Here is a 20022-nt window from a genome sequence, read left to right on the forward strand (position 1 = left end):
ATTACATCCAAGATTTTCTCTATAATTTATATTTTAATTACACCTTTCACTATATCTGCCTTCTTTTCCACACTCTGCTCCAGCGCATCTGCAATCTCATCCAGTTCAAAAATATTCGTAACAATATCTTTAATTTTAATCTTTCCCTGAGCCACCGCTTCTATCGCCATCGGATAGATATTACGGTACCGGAAAACTGTTTTAAAAGTCAGTTCTTTATCTAATGCAGTACTAACCGGCAGGGTTAATTTTCCGGATGCACTGTAGCCAACCAAAACAATGGTGGAACTTTTTTTTGCCATCTGGATTAATTGTGTAGTTGTGATTTCTGTTCCAGCAGTTTCAATGGATAAATCACACCCTGCACCATTGGTCCATTCCATAATTTTAGCTGCAGCGTCTTCTTCTCTTCCATTTATGACTCCGTCTGCTCCTAATTCCAATGCCTTTTGAAGCCGTTTTTCCATTACATCCACCACATACACTCGTGATACACCCATAGCTTTTAGCGCCATCAGGCTTACCAGACCAATGCAGCCTGCCCCGGTAACTACTGCAGTCTGTCCGATACCTGCACCGCCCTGTATCGCTGCATGTAGCCCCACAGCCAGCGGCTCAATAAGCGCTGCTTCCATTGTACTCATATTATCAGGAATCGGAAAACAAAGTCCGGCATCATGTACGGCATATTCCTGAAATACCCCGTCTACAGGAGGCGTAGCAAAAAACACCACATCCGGACAAAGATTATATTTGCCGCTCTTACAAAATTCACATGTTCCGCAAGTCTTCCCCGGTTCCAGTGCAACACGGTCCCCAACTTTCAGATTCCTCACGTTACTTCCTGTCTCAACTACGATTCCTCCTGCTTCATGACCAAGTATAAATGGTGGTTCTACGATAAAATCCCCTATTCTTCCAGCTTCATAATAATGCAGATCGGAACCGCAGATTCCTACATACTCTACCTTTACCAATACCTCATTTTCTGCAGGCACCGGAATCGGCCGATTCGTTAATTCTACTTTTCGGATACCTGTCATAACTGCTGTCTTCATGATACCTTCCATGTTCTGTCCTCCCTGGATCCTGTGTCAGAATGTTGTTAATTTAAGCATTATGGAATGCTTCCTTTACTTGTTGTGCCAATAATTCCACATCTTCTTTTGATACGAGAAAAAATTCATTTTCATTTATACTTGCCAGGCAGTATTCATCGTCATAGGGTTTAAAAGCAACCGTGATATCCGGCGCATTTTCCATATTCCTCTGAAAATCAATCTGTAAAACCGGCTTTTCTTCTTTTACTTTATCTGTCTTTTTATCTTCCGGCTCGCCCTTAACAATGACTCCCATCAATGCCTGATATAATGTTGAAAATGTTTTCTCATCAACTTCTTTTTTATCAAATGCATATTTTTTCTGTGCGGCATTCACATCTATAACATGTGAGCTTTCACCAGCATTTATTTCCACTTTATCCACTGTTGTATAGTCCACCAGACAGCAGATCTTCAAAATATAATCGTATGGATTTACCATGAGCACCGGATCTACCGCACTGGATGAAATTTTATAAACGGTGTCAAATCCCTCGATCTGAGCATAATAATTGCCCTGTTCATCTTTCTTACCGAACTTAATCAGACAGGTAGTGTCCGGATTGGCATTGGCAGTATCCGACTCCGATTTCAAATCACAGTAATCTATGGCAATACTTGCCGCGGGGTCTGACAGTCCCGTGTCTTCCCCTTCTTTTAATTGAGCAGTATTGCTGAATTTCCACGCTGCAAGAGTATTATACAGATTGAACATTTCTTCCGTATCCACCATTACCAGTGATTTATATGGCGTAATAATATCCCAATACGCAAAATTACTTTTATATTCCCTTGGAGCATAGATTATTTCAAATACATCCTTTCCTCCCACAGAAATTGCAGCACGTCTGACTTCACTTGCGGCAAACTCAGGTTTTTCTGCGCTTTTAAGTTCTATCTTCTGTTTGGCCGTATGCTCTTCTGACTCCTCCGCCACAGGAGCCTTAGATGTCACTGACTGCCCTTCCTTCTTACTGACAGCCGAAGTTTGTGATTCCTTTATTTCGCCAGAACTGCTGCACCCAAATGTACACACTGCCGCCGATATCATTAATAAGGCGATACCTAATAAATGTCGTTTTCTCATTTTAAGCCTCTTTTCTGCTTTAGAGCGTGTTTTAAATTTGCTTTCTGACAACTGAGCATCACACTTTCCGGGAGATTTGTTTCAAATGAAGGGCACATGGCTATGTAAGATTGCTATGCTTTGTGACCTACAATTTAATCTTCAATTCCACTGGTGAACTGTGCATCAGCTGTACGCTTCTGTGATCCGGCTGGGAAATTCCGGCGTATAACGTAAATTCATCACTGTCTAAAACTCTTCTGCCATCTTCATCAACTGCTTTCAAAGCCGATGCCTGCACTCTTAACGTTACTTTTACCGTTTCTTCTGAAGCCAGAGCCACACGTTTAAATGCACACAGGCTATAATTTTTTACCGCCAAAGCAGATTTCATATCTTTCACATATACCTGGACCACCTCTTCAACCGCTGTACCGCCCCGGTTGGCAAGGGTTACCTCTACTTCAAAATCCTGATTTTTCTTCGGCATTATGGTAAATCCGGCTTCTTCCACTTCCACATTTCCGTATGTGAGACCATACCCAAATGGATACAATGCTTCTTCTTCCATATACCGATAGGTCCTGTTCTCCATGCTGTAGTCTTCAAAGGCCGGCATATGCTCCAGATTCCGGTAGAACGTTACCGGAAGTTTTCCGGAAGGTGATGCCTTACCGAATAACAGGTCGGCAATTGCTTTTCCTCCGCCTGCGCCCGGATACCATGCCTGCAGGATTGCATCTGCATGTTTGTCTGCATAACTTAAATCAATTGCACTCCCTGCCATCAGTACCACAATGGTTGGTTTGCCGGTTTCCAGGACTTTTTCTATCAATTCTTCCTGTACTGCGGGGAGCTTCAGATCTTCCTTGTCTCCGGAACCCACATGGTTTCCCTGATCCATCTCTTCCCCTTCCAGCGTTTCATCCAAACCTACCACCAATACCACCACATCGCTGTGTTCCGCAACAATCTGTGCTTCCGATATTCGATCCTGATCCCATGCAAGGCTCTCTGTTTTACGGTTCCAGAGTCCGCTGCCTTCCGAATACAGAACTCGGATATCGTCTCCCGCTTCATCCTGAATGCCTTCCAGTACTGTAATATATCTGGATGCCGTACCATGATAATTTCCAATCAGAGCCACACGGCTGTCTGCATTCGGACCAATTACACCAATTGTCTTAATCTCATTTTTCTTTAACGGCAATACCCCATTATTTTTTAGTAGAACTGCACTCTTTCTGGCTGCATCCTGGGCTAGTTGTATATGTTCCTTACATTCCACTACTTCGTATGGTATTTCATCATATTCACTTCCATCAAATAATCCAAGCAGATATCTGGTGGTAAACAGCCTCTCTGCTGCCTGGGTAATATCCTCTTCCGTTACCAGCCCATCCTGATATGCCTTTAAAATATACAGGTACGTAACTCCGCAATTCAAATCACATCCGGCCTTCAGCGCAAGTGCTGCAGATTCTTTTGCATCCTGGGTGATTCTATGATGTTCATGAAAATCTTTTATTGCCCAGCAGTCCGATACGAAATGCCCTTCAAATCCCCACTGTTCTCTTAAAATATCACGAATTAAAGTATTGCTTCCGCAGCAGGGCTCTTCATTTGTACGGTTATAAGCTCCCATTACTGACTCTACCCCTGCTTCTTTTACAAGTGCTTCAAATGCCGGAAGGTAGGTTTCTCCCATATCCTTCCTGGTGGCAACAGCGTTAAATTCGTGGCGCAATGCTTCCGGTCCGCTGTGAACGGCATAGTGTTTTGCACAGGCAGCCGTTTTCATCACCTCTTTGTCCCCTTGCAGCCCTTCTACAAATGCAACACCCAAACGGCTGGTCAGATAAGGATCTTCCCCATATGTTTCATGTCCCCGTCCCCATCTTGGATCCCGGAAAATATTTACATTAGGTGACCAGAAAGTAAGCCCCTTGTATATATCCCGATCTCCTTTTGCCGAATATGCATTGTATTTGGCACGTCCTTCTGTTGCAATGGTATCGGCGATTTTTTTCAACATTTCCTCGTCAAACATGGCCGCCATGCCAATTGCCTGCGGAAAACTGGTTGCCGTTCCCGCCCTTGCAACACCGTGAAGTGCTTCATTCCACCAGTTATATGCCGGAACGCCTAATCTTTTAATCGGCGGCGCATCATATTTTAACTGAGAGGCTTTTTCCTCCAAAGTCATCTGTGCTACCAGCTCTTTTGCTTTTTTTCTTGCTTCTTCCCTGTTTCTCATAAATATACCCATTGCATATTACAGGCCTGCCTGTAATACTGCCACAAATAAAACAGGTTGAAAGAATTACAGCGTGGCTTCCTTTCTATAAATAATTTTTCTTCCAACCTTATACTCCAACATTATCACATTTTTTGCTTGCAGTGCAACTATCTTCACGAGCACAATTTTATAAGTTAGTAACACTACTATAACACAGGGAAAAATTGAATAACATTAAATAAAATGACCATTATCTATAAAATATTATCCTGTTTATTTATTGGTTCCCTCATCCGTCTGAAATGGAACATCGTGGGATTCATATGCTTCTAATGCTGCTTTCGCTTCTTCTTCTGTCAGGTTATACTTGTCCTTTATTTTTTCTTTTATCTCTTCCGGTGATAAATAAAATTCCTGACAGATTGCGATTAAAATCTTCACAGCTTCCACTTTTGCCCTTTGCACTCCAAGTTCCATACCCTTACGCTGCCCAATCTCCATGCCGTTACGCTGCCCAAGCTCCATGCCTTCTGCAAAACTATCCCTTTTTTCATTCTCTATATGCCAATCCTCATCATATTCTGTTAAAATCACCTGCATCACCGTTGCCAAATCCTTATAGAACTTTATAAAGTTATGTTTAATTGCTCGTTCACCCTGTCCGATTTGGCTAAAAGCTACTTTCGTTTGCTATAACAGTCCAGAGCCTTAAATTCCCATACAACGAATGGTACATATTAGCATTTTCGTTAAGTGATATTACGCTAATTCGTATCTTGAAAGGTTTAATGATGCATTATAATCTCTGTCAATTATAAGACCACAACTATCACATTTGTAAACTCTTTCTGATAGTGAAAGTTTTTGTTTTTTGTTGCCACAACCACTACAAATCTTAGATGATGCGAACCATTTATCAGCTTCTATACATGCGATACCATTCCACTCACATTTGTATTGTATTTGTCTTTTAAACTCATACAGGCATTGCTGTGCAATCGCTTTTGATAAATGTCGGTTCTTCATCATATCTTTGATATTAAGTGTTTCCATAACGATTTGAGATGGTTTGGTTTTCACTATCCTGTTCGTTGCCTGGTGCAAGTGATTCACTCTTATGTTGGCTAATCTTCTATGCAATAACTTTATTTTTCTTTCAAGTTTTATAATGTTACTTGTTTTGACATACTCCTTTCCATTTTTATTTTGTTGGTATTTGTTAGATACCTTGCGTTGTAACCTACGCAGTCTTTTCTCCATTTGCCTGATAACTCTTGTCCTATTGATATTTTTGAATGTCATGCCGTTACTACAAATGGCCAGGTCTTTGATGCCAACATCAATACCTATGCTTTCTCCGGTAAGTTCTACATATGGCTGTTCTTGGTCCAACCCTATGGACAAATACCAATACTTCCCGTCAAACGAAATTCTGGGGTTGATGTATTTACATGGAGATAGAGGTAATTGATTCGGTCTAATAGTTACCCAACCAATCTTCTCTAATAAAACAGCTTTTGCATTTACCTTTAGCTTAGACGTATCATTGTAAAAGCTAGGTTTCGTTTTCTTCCTACTTTTAAACCTAGGTCTTTCAGTCATTCCTTTGAAGAACTTCTTATAAGCATCGCAACCATCTTTTACAGCCTGCTTTGCCACGTTATTTGACACTTCGTTTAGCCAAACAAGGTCGCTCTTTTTGAGATTGGTAATTTGTTTTCTTAACTCATTATCGCATATAAACTTACCACCTTGTTTGTAGTTCTCTTGTTGTTTTCCAAGTGTCCAGTTATAAATAAATCGTGCAGTACCTACGGACTTCCACATTTTTTCTTCTTGCTCCCCGGTAGGATATAATCTAATTCTCTTGGCTCGTATCATTTTCTAACAACTCCTAAATCATTTTCTTTGCTTGGTTTGCTCGCTTACAACTGGTCTTTCACAAATTTAACTGCTTATACCTTAAGTGCGTTAATTAGGATAATGGAATATTGTACGGAACTGTACTGTTAAGAATCCTTAGAATTTATATATCAGAATTTCAGAAATGGTGCGGCTTCCTGCCGCTGGTGAGTTTATTATAGCAAAGAGAGTGTTTATACGCAAGCAGTTTTTCAAGAAATGTTTCGGATAGGGTATTTTCCCTTTACAGTACAATCCGGGTCCATCACTACGCTGATGGACCCGAAAGCCACAAGAAAAAATATGCAATAAGCCTGCCCCTTCGCCAAAGACAATTTGAAATATTCTCACACCCGCACATTCTCCCTATACTTCGTAGGCGAAACCCCGGCATGCTTCTTAAATGCCAATGAAAAATAATTCGTATCCCGGTACCCCACTAGCATTGCAATTTTCCCCGTCTTCATATTTGATGTTTCTAATAAGAATTTTGCCTTTTCTATCCTCTTGCGCACGATGTATTCGTTGCACCCTTCCCCGCAGACCTTTTTAAAAAGCCGCGAAAAATAATTTGGGGTAATATAGAGATCCGCTGCTATATTTGCTACCGACAGTTCTTCTCCCAGATACTGATCTATGTATTTCTTAGCCTTTGATACGATCTCATGAATGTTTAACTCTTCTTTACTAAATAGCTGCACGATATAATTACGTGTAATTTCACAGGCTTCTTCCCGCTGGGCATGCAAAAGGGACTGCAGGAGGGCATTAATTTTACTGTCTGTGGCTTCCCCGGAATCACTGATATAAGAAAAGTACAGCACTGCGGCTATCTCAAAACAGCATCTGCGGACATACGCACTGGATAAATTGTATGACTCTGTTGCCTTGCAGAATGTCTGGAATGCTTTTAATACATAATCAGAGTTACCGACATTTGCAGTCATGACATTTTTCAGCTCCATATAGATCTGCTGGAACATGGAAACTCTGCTCTGGGCATTATAGGACTGGATAATTTCGTGGATATTTTCTTTTTCATGTTCCAGCAGATATTTGGCATCGTTGTAAGAGACATAGAGATTTTTAAATCCCTCTACACTGCTGCCAATTACAGCTTTTGGCATACTGTTGAACTCATCTTTCAAAATATGATTCAGCTGTTCTACCCGCTCCACTGTCTCATCTGCCTGCTCTCCTGAAAAATATGCCAGAATAATTTTTCCATCGTCATCCATGAAGGTAATTCCTTCTTCTCTGGCATCCACCATGCCAATGCAGATATTCTTGATGGACATGGCACGGAAATTTTCAGATATATCCTTATTATCCGCATACAGTGTCGGTACCAATATCACGATCTGTAATTTCTGCTCCACAGCATAACGGTTTTCCAGCAGCAGATTTTGAAACCCTGACAGATCTGCCAGACGATTATGTACCAGATCCCGCATATATTCCTCCAGCTGCATCTGGGCAGATGCACCCTGGGTTCTCTGCATTCGGCTGGCGAGCTTCTCCTCCAGATTTTTCTGATCCAGATATTCCGCCTGATCCTTCATCAGCTGAGTCAGAAGGTCCTCATCGATGGGCTTTAACAAAAAATCCACTACCTGCATCCTCAGGCATTCCCTGGCATAGTCAAAGCTGTCATAACCGGTCAGAACTACAATGCGCATATCACTTTTAATGGCTTTTACCTGTTCAATCAACTGCAAACCGGTCATCTCTGTCATCTGAATATCCGTAATCATTACATCCGGCATATGCTCTTCTATAATCTTCAATGCCTCATTTCCCGAAGCGGCGGCAAATACTTCCTGAAAACCGATGGCATTCCATGGAATTATATTTTTAATTCCCATACGTATCATTTTTTCATCATCCACAATTAACACTTTATACATTAAAGTACCCCCTTGTATTGTATTTCCTGCTCCAGAGGCAGGCGTATCCGCACCGTCACACCGCCCTGCTCATTGCAGCTGTAGCGCAGCCCGTACCCGTCCCCATACAGAATCTCGATCCGTTTATTAACATTTCTCACTCCATATCCAAAGGTCTCATCATACTGGGAGATAGACGCATTCATTTCATCAATCTGATCCCGGGTCATACCAGTTCCGCTGTCCGCCATAATAATGATCAGATCCTCCCCATCTTGATTAGCGCGGATTGTCACCTTTCCTTTCTTCCCTTCCTTAATCTTCAGCCCGTGGTAAATAGAATTTTCAATCAATGGCTGCAGAGTCATTTTGGGGATCTTGACATTGAAATACTCTTCCGAAATATCAATTTCACTTTGTATGATGTGATCATAACGGATATTTTGAATGGTGAGGTAACTTTTAATATGCTCCAGTTCCTGGGATAATTGGATAATATCCTTTCCTTTACTCAGGCAGATCCGGTAATAACTTGCCAGGGCTTTCACCATGGTGGAGCTCTCCAGATCTCCGTTGGCAAGCGTCTGCCAGTGGATACAGTCCAGCGTATTATACAGAAAATGCGGCTGTATCTGGGACTGCAGTGCATTAAAGCGGATCTGTTCCATCTGATGCTGTTCCACCTTCACCTGCTCCATTAACTCAACAATCCGGTCCATCATCTCGTTAAATCCATGGGATAATTTCTGAAAATCCTGGCCCATTTTTTCTTCCTTTATACGGGTATCAAATTTTCCTTCAGATACGCTGTCCATCTTGCTGATCACTTTATCCAGCGGCTGATATGCCTTATGGACGATCCGGCTGCTCTGCACAAGTACAATTGCCACCAAAAACAGAATCACGACGGATAACATCGCCATAGTCATAATGCTGTCCCTGTATAATTCAAACTCCGGAATGACCATCACCATATAAAAATCCCAGATTCCAAGTCTTTTATAGAGGTATAATTTACCGGATTTTTTAAAATTTCCTTCTGTACCAGTCAAGAGATTTTTATAATCCACTTCATCCATGACGGAATCCGGTTCCGAGGATGTCACTACATTTCCTTCCAGCCCCACCAGGCAGGTGATAGAATCAATTTTCCGGTTTGCTTTACTGCCTATCTGAATCAAAGTTGTCTCGTTGATATTCATACACAGAAGACCCAGCTTTTTTCCTACGTAGCTGGTATCATAGATAGGCTGATAAATATTAAGGGTATATCGGCTGCCCTTAAAATAAGCATTGTTATAGGTATAACGCATTTCCCCATAACCGGCAAAGCTGCTGCTGTCATAATCCTTTTGATAAGTTTCCTCAAATCCTGTTACCGCCAGGCCGTTATCCCCTTTATACAGATAACTGCCGGTATTGGATACCACCCCCAGGAAATTCAGATTTGACTGCAGATTCTTTACGTTAGACAGGGTATTGGTGGCCTTGTTGGTATTCTCTACCTGGGTTATGGCAGACTGCGCCTTTTCCTCGCTGCTTTGCTCACTGTTTTTGTCAGTGTCCTTTCCGGCTGCATTATTATACTTTAGATATGCCTGTACATTTTTATCCATGACAATTGACCAGGCAATTGCCTTGTAATTATTCAAGCCACTTTGATAATTCTCTGCCAAAGTATTAATCTGTTCCATAGCTAGTGCCATCGTCTTCTCACGAACAGACTTAACAGAAGAAATCGTGGAGATGCTCAAAATACACATGGTACTGACAACTACCGCCATGGACAGGAAAAATTTCATCTTTTTATCAAAATTCATGCGTTCAAAGTAAATTCTCAAGTTTTTAAACATCGCACCACCTGCCATCCTTCTAAAGTACACAAACGATTCCACCTGATTGAAGGTGAAATCGTCTTATGGTTTTCCATGATTCTGTTTGCAGTATGAACTTCCTGCTATTGTATTCCCTTATTATATTTCACAATTGTCTAAAAGTCCATTTCAGCCTTTTACGGCTCCCGCCGTCATACCTTTTACCAGCTTATCCTGGAAGAAGATAAACATGATAATCATCGGTAAAACTGTCAGGGTCAGTACAGCCATAATCATCGGTGTATTCATAGAATACTGTCCCTGGAATTCCCAGACTGCCAGGGGCAGGGTTCTGTTCTGTGTGGACTGGGTCAGGGTATAGGCAAAACTGAACTCATTCCACATATTAACACCGTTGTAAATTGCAAGTGTAGAGAGTCCGGGTTTTGCAAGCGGTAAAATCATCTTAAAGAACATCTTGTACTTATTACATCCGTCTATCTCCGCTGACTCTTCAATCTCTCTTGGAATTCCCTGCATAAAGCTGGTGAGAATGAATACTGAGATAGGAACTGCAAACGCCACATAAGGACCGATCAATGCCCAGATGCTGTCATACAGTCCGGTACTCTGGGACATCTTAAATACCGGGATTAAAGTAATATGTATCGGTATAGACATACATGCCACAATCATTGCATAAAGCGGATTTGCCAGCTTAAACTTAAATCTGGCCAATGGATAAGATGCACAGGCAGAGATAAATAATAGTATTGTCAGGGAAACAGCCAGTACAATCACACTGTTTCCAAAAAACTTCCAGAAATTCCCCGCAAATACCGCCTGGTAATTATCCAGATTAAAAGCATCCGGCAGACTGAAAATTCCTTTTACCAGCATTTCAAATTTTTCTTTAAAGGAATTCAGCACCATAAACACAAATGGCATAAATGATATTATCAGATAAAAGATAGCAAAAACAAAGGCAATAACCCAGCAAATCACACTTTTCATTTTTGATTTTTTATATTGATCCATGAATTACGCCTCCTTTTTTCCATTTAATATTTTCATAGTAATAAGGGATACCAGGGTAATCAGGATAAACATACCGCCTGCTACCGCAGATCCATACCCCATGTTGAACGTCTTGAAGGATTGTTTATACATATATGTTGCCATTAATTCCGTAGAAGTACCGGGACCACCGCCGGTCATAACATAAATCAAATCAAAATATTTTAAGGAACCTACCATAGACAGAATTGCTGCACTCTTCATGGATGGTACTAATAATGGAAGTGCTATTTTCCAGAAATATTGTCCTCTTGTTGCCCCGTCTATGCGGGCAGCTTCAAATACATCATATGGAACATTGGTGAATGCTGCCATAAAATAAACCATGTAGAAAGGCGTAAACTGCCAGCAGATAACACCGATAACCGTTAATAACGCTGTCCGGGGATTACCCAAAAGGTCAATGTTGCCGCCCCCGAATACTTTGGCGATGGTACTGATGATGCCCCCATTTGTAGCTAACGCATAAGAAAACAAAAAACCAATCGCTACCGATGACATTAACAATGGTATAAACCAGAGTACTTTAAATAAATTCATTTTCTTCCCGCCAAAATCCAGGAATGTTGCCAGTGCCAGACCAATTGGAATCTGAATCACAATCGAAAGGATCATAATCTCTATATTATTTCGAAACGCTATCCAGAAACTTCCATCCTTAACCAGTGTAGACCAGTTGCCCAGCCCAATGAAAGACTTACTGGAAGAGATCCCATTCCATTTATAAAGGCTGGTGTTAAACGTATCGAGAATAGGATAAAAAATAAATACGATCAATAAAATAATTACAGGTGCCAGGAAAATGGCTGCTGCCTTCCTGGTGGCTCTTTGTCTTTGTTTCAGCAGGGAAACCTCTTTACCATCCATCGAATAACCTCCTTTTATTGAAAGGAGGACTCTAAAGTGTGTCCTGAGTCCCCCTGATTTCTGCTGTTTAACTTACTTATCAGCCAGATAGCTCTGCATTGCTTCCTGAAGTTTCTTATTAGCTTCATCCGGAGTCATGGTAAGACCAAAAATCTCCTGGCAGGTATCTTTATGCACTTCTGCTACTGCAGGCGGAAGGTACTGGTCATACCACAGCTGTGTGGATGATGCGTCATTTGCTGCGGTCAGGATATCTTTCGCTACCGGATCTGTAATCAAAGATTCTACACCCTTTACAGGCGGGATTTTGCCTTTATCAACCATCAGCTGTGTAGCTTCATCATCATAGTAATGTTCTGCACATTCAAAAGCTGCTTTTAACTTATCATCGGTACAGTTAAAGGAAATAAACTGATCTCCGATGGTTCCGATCTGGATAGACGCATCTGCATCTGAACCATCTACAGCCGGGAAAGAAAACCAGCCAATTTTTTCATAGAATTCCTTACTGTCGTTCTGGAAGTTTCCGGTATACCAGGATCCGCATAACAGCATTCCTGCCGACTCCTGATACATCAGCTGTCTTGCCTGTCCGTCATCCTCGCTTAAACTGTTAACACCTTCCGGGAAATAACCTTTCTTTACCCAATCCTGAATCTTGTCCCCTGCATATTTAAAGCATTCATCTTCGAATGATCCTGTGCCGTCCGCAGCTTTACTAAATGGTTCCAGTCCGCCATAACGGGTTGCAAGACTCATAAAGTACATTGAACCGGTCCATTTGGATGCATTTGCAAGGGCAAATGGTGTAATGCCATTTTCAACAAAAGTATCACAAACCTTTTCCAGTTCCGAAACTGTCTTTGGAACTTCCAGATTATATTTTTCAAACATTTCTTTATTATAAAATATACCGGAAATAGATACATTCAAAACAGGTACTGCATAAATATGGTCTTTGTAGGTTGACTGTGCAACTGCCGCATCCATTGCTTTTTCTTCTACCTTACTGCCTTTGAATAAGTCATCGATAGGCTGGCCATATCCGGAATCGATATATTCAAACATTGGTCCTCCCGACCAGCTGGTATACATATCCGGACATTCACCTGAGCTCATTGCAATAACCAGTTTTTCCTTGTAAGTATCATTCTGTGTGGGAACAGAAGTAACGGTATAGCCTGACTGGGTCTCGGAATTAAATTTATCTACGGCATACTGCATGATTGATTTATCCGGGTCTTCCGTACCGATATTCCAGAAAATGATCTCTTTGCTGTCATTATTCGCCCCTGCGTCTGCCGCTTTGGTTTCACCTGCGTCCCCGGCCCCATCAGCAGTTGCTGCATCTGTGTCTGCCCCATCCGCAGCTGCCTGTGTTCCTGCATCCGTTGCCCCTGTGCCTGAAGTTCCGGAACCGCCGCATCCGGCACATAAGCTTGCCGTCATAGCTGCCGCCAGTGACAATGATACAACTGCTCTCCATCTCTTTTTCATTGTGTATCCTCCTTTTTCTTTTACAATTTCCTTGCTTTGTTATATGGTAAATACATATTATCACATGATAAGGATAAGCGAAATTTAATAAAATGTCTGAAATATATAATTTTCTTACCTTTTGGAAAATATTAGATGGGAGCATATCAGACAGAATATCAAAGAACAGATAAAGAAATAAAAAAAGAGAAAAAACAGCTATCAGACTGTCTTTTCTCTTTTTTAATCAATTAACTTTTAAAAGCACTCACCGGGTTCCTGATCCGGCCATTCTGTTTTCACACATTTCAAGATCATTGCTGAAGTCCTGGACATGGTGACATTCACACTTCCCCTGCATATGTCATATACCAGCGGTTCCATCGTATATCCATTCTCATCTGTGAGAACTAAACGAAGCAGACGGTCAGCATTTCCGATATTCGCCTGCCATACAGGTATGGAAAACTCCTGCTGCCCATCGCTGTTATTAAAAATAACAATCATCTGCTCATCTGCCGAAAACCTTCCATAGCTCAGGCAATGTCGTCTGCTGTCTAAAAACTTCAAAGATCCATGGGTTAACACCGGATTTTCTTTATGAATCTTAATCATGTCCTTATGGTATTGGATCAACTCCAGATCTTCCTGTCCCCATGGATAAGTTCTTCTGTTGTCCGGATCCGTAAATCCACAGACACCCGCTTCATCTCCATAATAAATCGTCGGTGCTCCCGGCCAGGTCATCTGCATGACCACTGCTTCACGAAGCACAGCCTTATTAATGAAATTCTCCGCAGCCTCATATCCCAGATTCGCCACACGGCCCACACAGTGGTTAGTACGGGTGAGGAAACGGGAATGGTCATGGTTAGACAGCTCATTCATGGCTACCTGAAGGGAAGGCGCCAGGAAGTTAGACATATGGTGGGTCATCGCCCCCACAAAGTTCTCATGATTTCCCAGCATATCTTCACGGTATTCATCACTATGCTTTTCCATGCCGGTAAAGAACCAGGTCATCGGCTCCATAAATGCATCATAATTCATGACCGTATCCCATTCATCGCCTTTCAGCCACATTCCTGCATCTCCGTAATGTTCCGCCAGGATCAGAGCGTCTGGATTTGCCTTCTTTACAACCTTTCGGAACTCCTTCCAGAACTTGTGGTTGTATTCATTGCTGAATCCAAGGTCAGCCGCCACATCCAGGCGCCATCCATCCACATTAAAGGGCGGGGAAACCCATTTCCCGGCAATCCTCATGATATATTCATACAGTTTCTCAGATTCCTCGTAAGCAAGCTTAGGAAGGGTATCATGCCCCCACCAACCGTCATAATAAGCATTATAAGGCCACTCATGTTCATTGTTAAACTTAAAAAAGCTGCGGTAAGGACTGTCTTTATCAATATAAGCCCCTTTTTCATATCCCGGCTGGTTCTCATAGATCCGTTCCCGGTCAAGCCATTTATTAAAAGATCCGCAATGGTTAAACACGCCATCCAGGATAATCTTCATCCCACGGTTGTGTACTTCCTCTACCAGCTTCGCAAAAAATGCATTGCTTGCCTCCAGGTTCTCTTTGTCGGTTACTCTCTTAATGTATTTTGTCGCATGTGTATTATCTTTATCCCAGGGTTCCAGCACCTGTCCCCCATCACTTACAATTTTCCCATAATGGGGATCAATATAATCGTAATCCTGTATATCATATTTATGGTTGGATGGCGAAACGAATATCGGGTTAAAATAAATAACTTCCACGCCTAAGTCCTGTAAATAATCCAGCTTATCCATTACACCCTGAAGGTCTCCGCCGTAAAACTCCCGGATTCCCATATATGCAGGACGTTTGTTCCAGTCTTTCACACCGGAAGCATGGTCTCCAATGTAAAAATATTCTCTGTCTTCCACATCATTGCTTTTATCCCCGTTATAAAAACGGTCCACCATGATCTGATACATAACTGCGCCTTTTGCCCAGTCAGGGGTCTTAAATCCAGGCACCAGAGCAAACGCATAGTACTCCTGCAAATTCCTGGATACACCTCTTTTATTATAAAAGCACCGAAACTTTCCGGTCTGTATTTCAAAATAATAGTGTAAAGGATTCTCTCCTACAGTAATTTCAATCTTATAATAGTCAAAATCCCCCAGGCTCTCTTCAAACTGCATTATAAGCCTGTCTGCGCCACTGATAAAATACACTGCATCTACATTATTTTTCGCTGTTCTGAAGCGTATTGTTACCGTCTCATGGGGATCCGGTTCCATCGGCATCACGTAATTCTCAGTTTCATCACTAAACAATGCTTCCATATCGAAAACAGGCCGCATCCGCATTACATACTGCCATGATCTCTGTATCCGTTCCAATTGATTACTATCCATGATCACACTCCTTAATCATATCCTGATTCCATTCTATATCATTCCTACAGTTACTACAAGCCTTATTTGCTGTCAGAGCCTGTTTTCAAACGCGCTCTTATCCCAAAACAGTAAAAAAGACAGCCAGTAATCTGCTGTCTTTTTTGGAGAAGGTATTTCTTCTTATGGGGTGTAGCAAAAACTATATAATGTATTGGGGGGGGGTTTTACGATGATTAGTATATCATCATTGTCCGAATAAGTGTGCACAAACTTCACAAATTTGCTTATCAATTTTTGTGCACTTTTCACTAAAACAGTGCTTCGAACTCTTCCCGGCCAATTTTTTCCTTTTCAATCAACAGTTTTGCACACTTGTGAAGCACTTCAATATGCTCCTCAATCATAGAACGTGCCTTTGTATGGGCATCGTCAATAATCCTCTTCACCTCTTCATCGATGGTAGTTGCAATATGTTCACTGAATGCTCTGGTATGCGCCAGATCTCTGCCGATAAAAACTTCATCATCGTCACTGCCGTAATGGATCAGTCCTACCCGGTCAGACATTCCAAACTGGGTTACCATCGCCTTAGCAAGCTTGGTAGCCTGTTTGATATCCTGGGAAGCTCCCGTTGTAATATCGTTCAGGACCAGTTCCTCTGCCACACGTCCGCCCAGATCTACAATGATGTTCTGAAGCATCTGCCCTTTGGTATTGAACATCTCATCCTTTTCAGGCAGCGGCATCGTATAGCCAGCAGCACCGGTTCCGGTAGGTATGATGGATATGGTATGCACCGGACCCACATCCGGAAGTAAGTGGAATAAAATTGCATGACCTGCTTCATGGTAAGCGGTAATCTTCTTCTCTTTTTCTGAAATAATACGGCTTTTCTTTTCCGCTCCGATACCGACCTTGATAAATGCACGGTTAATATCTTCCTGTTTAATATATCCTCTGTTATCCTTTGCTGCATAAATTGCTGCTTCATTCAACAGGTTCTCTAAATCTGCTCCGGTAAATCCTGCCGTGGTCTGTGCTATGGTTTCCAGATTTACATCATCCCCAAGGGGTTTGCCATTTGCATGAACCTTTAAGATCTCTTCCCGGCCTCTGATATCCGGTTTACCAACACCCACTTTACGGTCAAAACGTCCCGGCCTTAAAATTGCCGGATCCAGAATATCAACACGGTTCGTAGCTGACATTACAATGATGCCTTCATTTACACCAAAACCATCCATTTCAACCAGCAGCTGGTTCAAAGTCTGCTCACGTTCATCGTGGCCGCCGCCCATTCCGGTTCCCCTTCTTCTGGCTACCGCATCAATCTCATCGATGAACACAATACAAGGCGCATTCTTCTTGGCCTCTCCAAACAGATCACGGACACGGGATGCACCGACACCTACAAACATTTCCACAAAATCAGAACCGGAAATACTAAAGAACGGTACTCCTGCTTCTCCTGCCACTGCTTTCGCCAGGAGGGTTTTACCTGTTCCCGGAGGTCCAACCAGCAGTACACCTTTTGGTATTCTGGCGCCTACCTGAAGATATTTCTTTGGCTCCTTTAAGAAATCAACGATTTCCTGAAGGTCTTCTTTTTCCTCCTGCAGGCCTGCAACGTCTTTAAAGGTTACACGCTTGCTGTCCGGAGTGGTAAGGGTTGCTCGGCTCTTTCCAAAATTCATCATTTTATTATTCCCGCCGGATGCCTGACGATTCATCATACTAAATAAGAATATCATCATAACCCCCATCAACAGTACCGGGAAAATGGTTGTCATAAACATACTTTCTTTCGGAATATCAAATAAAACGGTTGGAACATTTTTTTCTGCAAGCTGAGCCTGGGACTCTTTTACGTCCGACACATTCAGCTTCTTGGTCGTTCCATCTTTTAAATATACATATAACTGTCCTGTTGGCACCTGGCTGTTCTGATGAATCTCTACTTTCACCACATTACCGCTGTCCAGCGCTGTGGAATATTCCTGAAGGCTGTACGTCTCCTGCATGGATAATCCGCCCCGCAGCATCATAAATGCTGCAACCACGAGCACGGCAATTACAATGTAGATGCCCCAATTTCTTGAACTCTTATTCAATGCCTTAAATCTCCTCTCTGTAATTCTCTGGTAGTACTTCATTGCGTAATAATGTACTAATATAACACCACGTAAGCTTCTGCGACAATTACAGCTCCACTACTCCGATATATGGAAGATTACGGTATTTCTGCGCATAGTCAAGACCAAAACCTACAACAAATTCATCTGGAATATTGAATCCCACATAATCCACTTTTACATCTGTAACACGTCGTTCCGGCTTATCAAGCAGCGTACAGATTGTCATACTGCTCGGTTTTCTTTCTTTCAGTATCTGTGCCAACCGGCTTAATGTTCTTCCCGAATCAATAATGTCTTCGATAATAATAATATCTTTATCCTCAACGGATTCATCCAGATCTTTTTTAATCTTAACTTCCCCGCTGGACTCTGTACCTGCCCCATAACTTCCCACCGACAGGAAATCCATTGTCACCGGTACAGTAATTCTCTTAGCCAGTTCACAGGTAAAAAATACACTGCCCTTTAATACACAGATCAAATGCACTTTCTTACCGGCATATTCTTCACTGATCTTTTCACCCAGTTCTCTTACTCTTTTGTTTACCTCTTCTTCCGGTATTAACACACGGATCTTATCTTCCATTAGTCTGCCTCCTGCTCCACTTGTATCTTTAATAAAATTTTTGTATCTTCTGTAACTTTATATGCCTCACTGATGCGATATCCCACAATCCACATGATATGGGGGCCATCCGCCAGGAGTAAGATCCGGTCTCTCTCATCCTGAGGAATTTTCTCATCAATAAAATAAGACTTTAATTTCTTTTTACCGCCCTCCCGGTTTGTGATAAAATAATCCCCGCTTCGGCGGCTGCGTAAAGAAACTGCATTGTATATTTTATCATAATCCAGCCATTTCGTATATGCTTTTTCTTTAATATTTTGGTTTTCATATATTTCCGTGGTAAAAATTACCCGCTTTCCACCGATAACGTAAGTTCCGGGCACCTGAACCTGCAATTCCTGCTCCTGTAAACCCATGTACGCCTTTTCCACAGGCTTTTCTTCTTCATTGGCAATGCAGATCTGGCCGGGAAGACGTTTCGCCCGATACCCGCCCGGCAGCTGAATCATTCTCCCTGACTGCAGATCCGGCAGTTTCATCAGATTATCGATATGGACACTTCCTATATCCCGGAGTCCGCATCCGATCTCTTTTAAACAGAACCGGCAGAGGTATTCTCTTATCACCTCCGGCTTTTGGGAAAAAATCGCCGTATCAATTAAGGCTTTCCCGTTTGAAATGCAGATACAGTCTTTTGCCTCCCGCCTGGAAGCCTCTTCCATATACGCTTCTATCTTCTGCAAATGCTGCCCCGTTTCTGCAATATGGGCAGTTGCTGCCCCATTTAATTCCTTTTCCAGATAAGGAAGGACATGGAGACGCAGCTTATTTCTGGTATAATCATCGGACAGATTCGTAATATCTGTCCGGTACGCTATCTTTCTTTCTGTGAGATACGACTCAATTTCGGCTCTGGATGTATCTAGAAGCGGCCGTATAATGCAATCCCGCACCGGTCTGGTTCCGCACAGCCCCCTGAGACCGCTTCCACGTACCAGATTCCACAATATTGTCTCTGCCTGGTCATTTGCATTATGGGCAACCGCAATCTTATTGCCATTAAGGCGTTCCATGGCATCCGCAAATGCCTCGTATCTAGCCTCCCTGCCTGCCTCTTCCACAGATATTTTCTTATCCCGTGCTGCTTTTACCACATCCACGGAATATAAATAAAAAGGAATCCCTTTCTCTTTACAAAGGTTATCCACAAAGTCTGCATCATCCAGACTGTCTTGTCCACGAATTCCATGTTCAATGTGGACAACTTGTATAGAAAAAGGAATTTTCTTTCTTACCTCCAGCAGTACAAAAAGCAGGCATACCGAATCAGCTCCTCCGGATACGCCCACTATAACACTGTCATTTTCTTCAATCATTTTATATTTCTGTATATATTGGAACACTTTCTGCATGCATCTCCCCCTGAATATTACAAGCCAGCTTACGCAATGCTGTACTGGTAGTTTGAAAGCGCTTTTCTTTCAAACCTGGCTCTCCCGTATTTTTATGCCGGATT

General features: G+C 42.1%; 14 protein-coding genes. All 14 read right to left on the reverse strand.

The genetic code is table 11. From position 1 onward, the window contains the following. Nucleotides 1-26 precede the first annotated feature (26 nt). The 14 genes from CD03_RS0119115 to tilS all read right to left on the reverse strand — a co-directional run bounded on the left by CD03_RS0119115 (nt 27) and on the right by tilS (nt 19918). Nucleotides 27-1070: an NAD(P)-dependent alcohol dehydrogenase gene (locus CD03_RS0119115; RefSeq protein ID WP_027295001.1), complete on the reverse strand. Its 1044-nt coding sequence runs from the start codon at nt 1068-1070 to the stop codon at nt 27-29. A 40-nt stretch (nt 1071-1110) separates the two neighbouring features. Further along, entirely contained in the window at nt 1111-2187 is a 1077-nt protein-coding gene (locus CD03_RS0119120) for a DUF4340 domain-containing protein (RefSeq protein ID WP_027295002.1), read from the reverse strand. Nucleotides 2188-2314: 127 nt separating this feature from the next. Continuing rightward, nucleotides 2315-4435, reverse strand: a complete 2121-nt coding sequence (locus CD03_RS0119125) for a glycoside hydrolase family 3 C-terminal domain-containing protein (protein WP_027295003.1) — start codon at nt 4433-4435, stop codon at nt 2315-2317. Between the two features lie 243 nt (nt 4436-4678). Next, complete coding sequence (locus CD03_RS0119130) at nt 4679-5008, reverse strand: hypothetical protein (RefSeq protein WP_156042964.1); 330 nt, start codon at nt 5006-5008, stop codon at nt 4679-4681. A 156-nt stretch (nt 5009-5164) separates the two neighbouring features. Then, nucleotides 5165-6286 carry an RNA-guided endonuclease InsQ/TnpB family protein gene (locus CD03_RS0119135; protein ID WP_027295005.1) on the reverse strand — a complete coding sequence of 374 codons (1122 nt, stop codon included), beginning with the start codon at nt 6284-6286 and terminating at the stop codon, nt 5165-5167. A gap of 368 nt (nt 6287-6654) precedes the next feature. Beyond that, complete coding sequence (locus CD03_RS0119140; protein ID WP_027295006.1) at nt 6655-8214, reverse strand: response regulator; 1560 nt, start codon at nt 8212-8214, stop codon at nt 6655-6657. Further along, nucleotides 8214-10076, reverse strand: a complete 1863-nt coding sequence (locus CD03_RS0119145; RefSeq protein WP_152614291.1) for a sensor histidine kinase — start codon at nt 10074-10076, stop codon at nt 8214-8216. Before CD03_RS0119145 ends, CD03_RS0119140 begins: the two co-directional genes overlap by 1 nt. Before the next feature lie 120 nt (nt 10077-10196). Next, nucleotides 10197-11045, reverse strand: a complete 849-nt coding sequence (locus CD03_RS0119150) for a carbohydrate ABC transporter permease (protein ID WP_027295008.1) — start codon at nt 11043-11045, stop codon at nt 10197-10199. A gap of 3 nt (nt 11046-11048) precedes the next feature. After that, nucleotides 11049-11951, reverse strand: a complete 903-nt coding sequence (locus CD03_RS0119155; protein ID WP_027295009.1) for a carbohydrate ABC transporter permease — start codon at nt 11949-11951, stop codon at nt 11049-11051. Nucleotides 11952-12023: 72 nt separating this feature from the next. After that, nucleotides 12024-13448, reverse strand: a complete 1425-nt coding sequence (locus CD03_RS0119160) for an extracellular solute-binding protein (protein WP_027295010.1) — start codon at nt 13446-13448, stop codon at nt 12024-12026. A gap of 237 nt (nt 13449-13685) precedes the next feature. Then, entirely contained in the window at nt 13686-15821 is a 2136-nt protein-coding gene (locus CD03_RS0119170; RefSeq protein ID WP_081820300.1) for a glycoside hydrolase family 13 protein, read from the reverse strand. Between the two features lie 290 nt (nt 15822-16111). After that, on the reverse strand, nt 16112-17914 hold the full coding sequence (gene ftsH / locus CD03_RS0119175; RefSeq protein WP_027295012.1) for an ATP-dependent zinc metalloprotease FtsH: 1803 nt from the start codon (nt 17912-17914) through the stop codon (nt 16112-16114). 88 nt (nt 17915-18002) lie between these two features. Beyond that, nucleotides 18003-18524, reverse strand: a complete 522-nt coding sequence (hpt, locus tag CD03_RS0119180; RefSeq protein WP_027295013.1) for a hypoxanthine phosphoribosyltransferase — start codon at nt 18522-18524, stop codon at nt 18003-18005. Continuing rightward, nucleotides 18524-19918, reverse strand: coding sequence for a tRNA lysidine(34) synthetase TilS (gene tilS / locus CD03_RS0119185; RefSeq protein ID WP_044289505.1), 1395 nt, complete (start codon nt 19916-19918; stop codon nt 18524-18526). Before tilS ends, hpt begins: the two co-directional genes overlap by 1 nt. Nucleotides 19919-20022 lie beyond the last annotated feature (104 nt).

Origin of the sequence: Robinsoniella sp. KNHs210, from assembly GCF_000686105.1 — a bacterium.
Lineage (GTDB): Bacteria > Bacillota > Clostridia > Lachnospirales > Lachnospiraceae > Robinsoniella > Robinsoniella peoriensis.

Excerpts from the sequence above, each read along its gene's own strand:
- CD03_RS0119160 (WP_027295010.1), bottom strand. The coding sequence starts at position 13,448 with ATGAAAAAGAGATGGAGAGCAGTTGTATCATTGTCACTGGCGGCAGCT.
- CD03_RS0119155 (WP_027295009.1), bottom strand. The coding sequence starts at position 11,951 with ATGGATGGTAAAGAGGTTTCCCTGCTGAAACAAAGACAAAGAGCCACC.
- CD03_RS0119170 (WP_081820300.1), bottom strand. The coding sequence starts at position 15,821 with ATGGATAGTAATCAATTGGAACGGATACAGAGATCATGGCAGTATGTA.
- CD03_RS0119125 (WP_027295003.1), bottom strand. The coding sequence starts at position 4,435 with ATGGGTATATTTATGAGAAACAGGGAAGAAGCAAGAAAAAAAGCAAAA.
- CD03_RS0119120 (WP_027295002.1), bottom strand. The coding sequence starts at position 2,187 with ATGAGAAAACGACATTTATTAGGTATCGCCTTATTAATGATATCGGCG.
- tilS (WP_044289505.1), bottom strand. The coding sequence starts at position 19,918 with ATGCAGAAAGTGTTCCAATATATACAGAAATATAAAATGATTGAAGAA.
- CD03_RS0119115 (WP_027295001.1), bottom strand. The coding sequence starts at position 1,070 with ATGGAAGGTATCATGAAGACAGCAGTTATGACAGGTATCCGAAAAGTA.
- CD03_RS0119140 (WP_027295006.1), bottom strand. The coding sequence starts at position 8,214 with ATGTATAAAGTGTTAATTGTGGATGATGAAAAAATGATACGTATGGGA.
- CD03_RS0119135 (WP_027295005.1), bottom strand. The coding sequence starts at position 6,286 with ATGATACGAGCCAAGAGAATTAGATTATATCCTACCGGGGAGCAAGAA.
- hpt (WP_027295013.1), bottom strand. The coding sequence starts at position 18,524 with ATGGAAGATAAGATCCGTGTGTTAATACCGGAAGAAGAGGTAAACAAA.
- CD03_RS0119150 (WP_027295008.1), bottom strand. The coding sequence starts at position 11,045 with ATGGATCAATATAAAAAATCAAAAATGAAAAGTGTGATTTGCTGGGTT.